Raw genomic sequence first — 7,083 nt, 5'->3', positions numbered from 1 at the left:
CACCGGAAGAGATCGGTGGGGCGCCGCCGCCTGTTCAGGCCTTGGGGCCACTGCGGTTCGGGCCCTGCTCGGGCCCCGGCATCTGCGGTCCCTGCTGCTGTTGTTGCTGGCGCTGCTGCTCGGCCTGGGCCTGCTGCTGGGCTTGGATGCGCTGGGCGTCCTCGGCGATGCGCTGGGTGTACGGCTGGGCGTCGCGGGCGTTCATCTCCTGCCTGATCTGCGCGGCGGCGCTGTCGAGCTGGCCGACGCGTTCCCGGGCCGTTCCGGCCTCCGTGAGCGCGTTCTCGGCACGGCGCTGCCGCGCGGCCACGGTCCACTCCAGTACGGTCTCCCGAGAGCCTCCGGCCTTCTGCCAGTCGGCCAGAACCCGGTCGTGCTCGGTCGGATTGCCCGCCCTCTGCTGGTTCTCCCCCCGCCGACGACGGGTGTTCTCGACTTCGGTGTTCGTCTCCTCGGCTGCCGCACGCAAGCGGACGAGGGTCGTCTCCATCTGCTGGCGCTCATCACCGCGCACCGCGGGCCTGCCCAGTTTGGTCTTCTCCTCCAGGCGGGCCTCGATACCGCGGATCTGGTTCCACTGCTGCTCGGCTTGACGGCCGAGTTCCTCCAGACGGCCAGGTGCGGCGCGGAGCTCCTGGATGGCCTGGACACGCTCGGCCCGCTCGTTGACGCTCTGCTCCACCGGTCCGCCGGGCGCGATGGCGGCCAGGAGTTCGGCAGCCCGAGCCTCCTGGGCAACGGCCTGTTCCTGGGCGGCCTCCGCCGCCTCGACCGTCTGGGCCAGGGCGTCGGCGAGGGCGGAATCGGAGAGAGGACCGTACGGCCTCGTCTCCCACGACGAGGCGGCCCGCGCGGTCTCCTCCTGCTCGTCCGCGTCAGTCCGCGGCGCGCCCTCGGTGCCCGTGCGGCCGTCCGTACGGCTGTCCGCCTCGGCCTCCGCCGGGGTGATCTGCTGCGGTTCCTCCTCGAGCACCACGAGCTCCGGCGCGGACGGTTCGGCCGAGGGCGCCGACTCGGAATCCGCGGCCTGGTCGTCCACGGCAGGCGGCCGGACGTCGGCGGCCGGCTCGGGCAGCGCCTCGTCGACATTCCCCAGTTCCGGCTCGACTGCGGGCTCGGGGAACTGCTGCTCCTCGCGTTCGGTTGCAGCGGCGTCCTGTACGGCCTGCTCGGGCTCCTGGTCGACGCGCTCGGGCTCCGGCTCCGGGGCGGGGGGCTCGACTACCTGCTCGGGCTCGGACGTGGTGGCCAGGTCCTCCCCCTCCTCCGTGACGGTCTCCGGCTGCTCGGTGCTCTCCTCAACGACCGCGACGGGCACGGGGGTGGGTGCCAGATCCTCAGTGGCCGTGGTCTCCGGCGTGCTCCAGGTGTCGGCGAGGGCCTCGCCCCGGCGGGCGGCGGCCTCGGTGGCGCGGGCCCGGCGGCCCACCTCGGCGACCTGGTCGTGGAGCATCTGCCAGGCAGCCGCGTCCCGGGCGCCGGCCGGCTGGCCGCCGATACCGTTCTCGGAGTCGCGGAGCTGGTGCTGGGTCCGCCAGGCATCTGCGAGCGCGGCGGTGCGTTCCCACAGCTCACGGAGTTCGGTGCCAGCAGGCGGAACTGGGCCCAATGTCTTGGCCCATGCGGGCGGCTCGGCGGCCAGGGCCTGGCCGGTCTGCGCCAGGCGGGCGTCGATGATCTGACGGCGGGCGTCCAGGTGCTCCAGCCAGGCCATGGGGGCGTACTGGTCACGCTCGACGTCGCGGGGGGCAAGCCACTGCGGCAGCGGACCGGTGTGGTCCGGCGTCAGTTCCGGGCCGTCGGGCAGCAGTCGGCGCAGGCGCTGCTCGGCCCGTACTCGCTGGTCGACGACGTCGGCGCGGTCGAGCTTCTGGCGCGCTTCATCCTGGGTGTAGAGGTTGGCCTGCATCTCGGCAGCGACGGTTTCACCGTCCATGCCGGCGGTGTGCGCGTGGCCGACTCCGGGTTCCCGTTGCCATTCCTCGCGGACCCGGTCACGCCAGTCCATCGCGCCGCGAAGCCGCTGCTCGTGCGTCAGGGCGCCGAGACGCAGTGCGGCCGCGCGTGCATCGACGCGGTTACCCTCGCGGTCGGCGACACGGCTGTCGCGGCGTGCCTGGGCAATGGCCTGGGAGAGCTGCGCACGGGTGAGGTGTCCGTGTTCGCGTGCTGGCCAGGCCGGGGCCGGCAGTCCGTCCACGATGACCGGGCGAGGCTGGCTGGCCACGCGTGCGTCGGCACGGCGCAGGTCTTCCAGGGCCTGGGACCGGCGCTCACCGGCCCGCTCGGTGAGGCGGTTCAGCTGCTCGTCGGTGAGGTCCTTGAGCGGGCGGGTGACGCCCTGCTCCTCCAGGCGGTGAAGGGTGTCCTTGGCCTCCGCCACGTGGTTGTCGATGCGCCAGCTCAGTACGGCCGCGTGGTCCTCGGCGCCGCTGAAATCACGCTCGTAGTAGGCGGAAGCGAGGATGCGTTCGGGCGCGAATCCGGCGCGCTCGGCATCCCGCAGCGCGCGTTCAACAGAGGGCCAGGCATCTTCCGCGATGACCGTCTCGGCGCTGAAGCCCAGGACGTTGCGGGCCATGCTCTGGTAGCGCAAGGACAAGGCGCGGGCGTGCACGTCGTTGTACTCGGCGGCCAGTTGGCCGATGCCCCAAGCGCGGTCCTGTTCGGCGCGGATCGCCTCGGTCGCGGACACGGACGCCTGGCTGTTGCGGGCGATCGTGTCGAGCACGTCGAACATGGTCATGCCTTCTTCGAGCACGACGTAGAGCCGGTTTTCCTGGCGTCCCCGGGTGGTCTGCACGTACGCCGATTCACGGGCGGTGCGGCGTGTGAGGAGGCCGCTGCCGGTGTCGACGGTGGCGCCCTGGCCGCGGTGTCCGGTACTCGCGTAGCCGAGTTCAACCCACTTGGCTACGTAGTCGGAAGGCAGGATGGTGCGGCCGCCGTGATCGGTGTGGCGGACCTCGACGTCGCCGTTGTTCTTCACCGCGAGGATCTGCCACTGGTCGCCGTTCTTGACGAAGTCCTTCCCGGACCGGACCAGGTTGGTGCGGCTGTTCTTCCGGGTGACGATCAGGTCACCGCGGTGGGCCTGAACGCCCTCGCGGAGGTCCACGGTGTGGCTGGTGTCGAGCTGTCCGGTACCCATGCGGTAGGCCTGGGCGAGCTGGTTGAGCTCGCTGACGCTGGCGTTGTCGTCAGCCATCATCAAGGCCGTACGTCCGGCGGCGATGTCGCTCTGCCAGTCCGCGAAAATCTGGTGCACCATCTGCTCGCGGGTGCCGGCTACAACGCGCTGGTTGTCCAGGTACCAGGTCCAGGCGGTGTCAGGTTCGCCGCTTCGCAGGACCAGTGACGCGGCGGCTTCGCCGGGTGTGCGGAACCGGTGCACGCTCTCCAGCTCGACCACGTCCACGGTGTTCGCCAGGAGGCGCAGGGCTCCGCCGCTTTCGACGGCCGAGAGCTGGAAGGGGTCGCCGATGAGGCGTACGACGGCGCCTGCGCGCTCGGCTTCGGCGACGACTGCGGCGAGGCGCTTACTGCCCGCCATGCCAGCCTCGTCGACGACGATGACGTCCCCATATCCCAGGGCGTACTCAGGCCCCACGCGCTTGCCCTCACGGACGCGCTCACGGGCACCGAGCCAGTCGTGCAGCACGAAGGCGGGGGCCTCCAGACCGGCGGAGAGCTCCGCTGCCGCGCGGGCCGAAGGACCCAGTCCGACGACGCGGCCGCCGCTGGCGCGGACCGCATCAGCGGCTACTTTCATCGCAGTGGTTTTGCCTGCGCCAGCGGGTCCGATGCCTGCTGCGACGAGCCGTTCGGACGTCGCGAAGGTCCGGGCGAGTGCACGTTGCCCGGCGTCCAAACGCCGGTCCGGGTTGGCTTCCTGGTAGGCCGCTTCGACGCGCGCGTACACCTCGGAGGCGACAGCTGGGATCACGCGGGTGCGGGCGGCGGCGACGATACGGTCCTCGGCTGCCAGGACTGCGGCACTTGTGTAGAGCTCGCTCTCCCGGCGCCGGTAGATGCTGCTGTTGTCGTCCCGGGTGAGCGGCGCAAAGGTCGGGTTCAGGTCCGGCGGAGTGATGTCGATGGTCAGGGTTTCAAGGACCCGGTCCGTGATCCTGTCGGCCAGGTCACCGCCTGGTGCAGCACCGGTGGTGGCCTGGACAACCCAGCGTCGTGCCTCAGCAAGGATCTGTCGTCGGCCCCACACACTGCGGTGGTCGGAGACAGTTTCCAGGACCTTCTGTGCGGCCTTGTCGATGTCGAGATGAGGCACAGCCTCGGGGCTTGGGCTGGCCTGAGCGGCGGCCTTGCGGGCGGCTTCGAGCAAGCCGTCGACGCGCTGGGCACCGAAGGTCTCGATCGCCGCGCGGCGCCACTCGGTACGCAGTTCGGAGAGCGGTCGGGCGGCCTTCTTGTCCGGCCGGGTTTCGAGCGTGGCCTGCTGCATGAGAGCCATCAGCGTCTTGCTGGACGGGTCGTAGCCGTAGCGCTCGCGGTACTCCGTGACCAGCTCAGAGGTCCGCTCTTTGATGCTTGCTGAGCGGCTGGAGTGCACCTCGATCATGTCGGTTCCGACACCGGAGATCTCCATGACCGGGCGCTTGCCAGGCGTCACCTCGCGGGCCTCGGCACGTAGCCCAAGCTGGCTGCAGACTTCCTCGACAACCCGCTGGTTGTAGAGCTCGCTGGCTGCAACTCCCTGCATGAACAGCAGTTGCCCATCGAGTGCGCGCCACTTGCCGTCACGGCCTTGAACTTTGTTGGACACGACCACGTGGTCATGCAGCAGGGGGTCACCGGTGCGGCTGTCGTAGTGCCGGAAGCGTGTGGCGATGAGTCCGCCTGCAACTTCTTCCTGAGCGATCCCGTTGACCCCGGTGCGGGTCATGGTTGCCTTCTGTTCCAGCCACCCCAGGGTCTCGGTCAGCGCCTGCACGTGGGCCTGCTCGACCACCTTGCGCACGCCCTCGTCGCCCAGGGCCCAGAGGACGGAGACCGACTTGGGCGCGCGGAACACAAGGTCGTATCCAGCGACTGCATTTCGCTGCTTGCCGCCCTCCTGATCCTTGATGAAGCGGCCCAGTTCCTCTTTTGATGCAGGGCTGCGTCCGTGCTCCGAACGGAACTGCACGGCGCCGACCTTGCCCCGGATCTCCGCCCGCTCCTTCGCGTTCGGCTCGCGGTGGTGCAGCCGCTCAAAGGTCTCCAGCTCCTCGCTGAGCTTGCGCCCGAACGGGGTGTCCTTCTCGACGAAAGTCATGTACTTGCGGCCCAGCTTGGCGGCCCTCAGTGCCTGCTTCATCGTCGCACCGTCAGCGATGCGCTCAGCGATGATGCGGTCCGCATCCGGGTGAAGACCTTCGCCGTAAAGTGCCTTCATCTGGGCTTCGGTGACGGTCCCTGAAACGCCCAGTGCCTCGGTTCCCGAGCCCATCCAGAGGCCAGGTGGGTTGCCGCTTGCGGAGTAGTAGTCACCCAACTCTTGACCACGCTCGCGCTGCTGGTCGGCGCTCGCGGTCTCGTTGATGTAGTAGGCATACCCGTCCCCAGCGCTGAGCTTGTGGACGGTCATCATGCGATGGATCTTACCTGGGACATTCATAATGCAAGAGCTGTGACCGTAACGATCTTGAAGCGCGTTGCGCGTACATCCTCATCGTGGAGGAGCTTGCGACGATCGCGATGAGGATGTACGGCGGCGTGATTCGAGGTCGTTACGGTCACAGCTTCGCTGGCGGCTTTCCATAGTCGGGTCCTCCGGACATGGCTGTGGAAAGGCGTACCAGCAGCGTCACCTGCGGGCGCGTCACATGCTGAGCCGAGACGACGTGGCGTCGCGCTCCCGCAGCGCTTCGTCTACCTGACCCGCTCGACGGTGCGTCGTACGTGCACCACCGAGCAGCGGACCCATGCATTCGCCCGGTGCACTTCGGCGCGGCCGCGCCGACGATGTCGGTGCGGCCGCGGTGCAGTTGCTCCGCACGGGCCTGCCCCGCTTCACGTGCAGTACCTCCAGAGTGACCGGTGCACCCGGCCCCCGCACCCCGGCGCCGCCGCACCGGCGGAGGCGGTGCGGCGGCGCGTGCACTCCCCCGCACCGCCTGCCCGATCCGGCACGAGCAGTACCTCCGTGCGGGCCGGTGCACCGGGCCTGCATGCCCGGCTGCCGCGACACCGAACCTGGCGTCTACGGCATGGCCGTGCACCCTTCCGCCAGGATCGCGCATGTTCACGTGCGGTACTCATGGGCACTCGGCCAAGTCTTCGCCCCGTACCCGCATGCCGTTTCACCGGTCGTGCTGGTGCAGCCGGTGGTGCACCGCCGAGGGGCGGCCCGCCGGGCCGCCATGTGCGGTACAGCCGCGTGGGTGGCGTCCGGCCGCAGCCCGCCGAGCGGCAGAATGTGCCGGGAGTCCTAAGACACGGAGGTGCAACAGCGCATGACGCAGAAGCAGCGGCGAAGCTCCCGGGCGGTGCAGGCCCGGGAGGCGGCACGGGAGAAGGCCGCCCGGTTCGTCCAGCAGGAGGAGGAGCGTCTCCGCATCGCGGGAGAAGCGATCTTGCTGCAAGAGGAGATCGACGACTTCGACGAGGAGACCGAGCGGCGCGTCGCCAAGCTCCGCGAGGAGCGCGACGCACAGCTGGTGGAGAAGCGCGAGAAGTTCGACGCACTCGTGGTCGAGATGCTGGACACCGAGATTCCCGCCCAGCAGGTGGCGGAGCGTCTCGGCATCTCAGTGGGTCAGGTCCGTACGGCAAAGCGCAACTTCGACCAGGCGGTGGCTGCTCTCGCCGAGCAGAGCACAGATGAGTCCGCCGGGGCGGAGTCATCCGAAGCTGCTGCGGATGCGGTCGGTGGCGCGTCGGAGGTGACGACGTCGGACACCGCAGCGGCTCCGCAGCGGGAAGCCGCGTACAACTTCCCTCCGCCCGGCGGGCCGGTGACGCTCCCGGCTCAGGACGGCTCGCTGGAGAACGCCGAGGGGGCAGCCCTTCCGCCAGGATCGGTTGGCTGAGGTCCTGCTAACCGCCGAAGGCCCCGCGCGTGGATGGGTACCCATCCACGCG

The 7,083-nt window shown here is 69.6% G+C and carries 2 protein-coding genes; one reads left to right on the top strand and one right to left on the bottom strand.

Annotation, left to right across the window (positions count from 1 at the left end; translation table 11 throughout):
- Positions 1 to 34: 34 nt before the first annotated feature.
- Positions 35 to 5,590 carry a MobF family relaxase gene (mobF, locus tag ACFV2X_RS54925; RefSeq protein ID WP_385631711.1) on the bottom strand — a complete coding sequence of 1,852 codons (5,556 nt, stop codon included), beginning with the start codon at positions 5,588 to 5,590 and terminating at the stop codon, positions 35 to 37.
- 865 nt (positions 5,591 to 6,455) lie between these two features.
- On the opposite strand from mobF, the gene ACFV2X_RS54920 reads away from it, so the two are divergent.
- Positions 6,456 to 7,031, top strand: coding sequence for a hypothetical protein (locus ACFV2X_RS54920; protein ID WP_385631709.1), 576 nt, complete (start codon positions 6,456 to 6,458; stop codon positions 7,029 to 7,031).
- Positions 7,032 to 7,083: the final 52 nt, after the last annotated feature.

The organism is Streptomyces sp. NPDC059679, from assembly GCF_042734105.1.
Taxonomy (GTDB): Bacteria; Actinomycetota; Actinomycetes; order Streptomycetales; family Streptomycetaceae; genus Streptomyces.
The sequence above is the reverse complement of the archived record's forward strand: the minus strand, read 5'-3'. Positions and strand labels throughout refer to the sequence as shown.

What these genes read in the sequence shown, in the direction of transcription:
- mobF (WP_385631711.1), bottom strand. Translation starts at nt 5,590, where the DNA reads ATGATGACCGTCCACAAGCTCAGCGCTGGGGACGGGTATGCCTACTAC.
- ACFV2X_RS54920 (WP_385631709.1), top strand. Translation starts at nt 6,456, where the DNA reads ATGACGCAGAAGCAGCGGCGAAGCTCCCGGGCGGTGCAGGCCCGGGAG.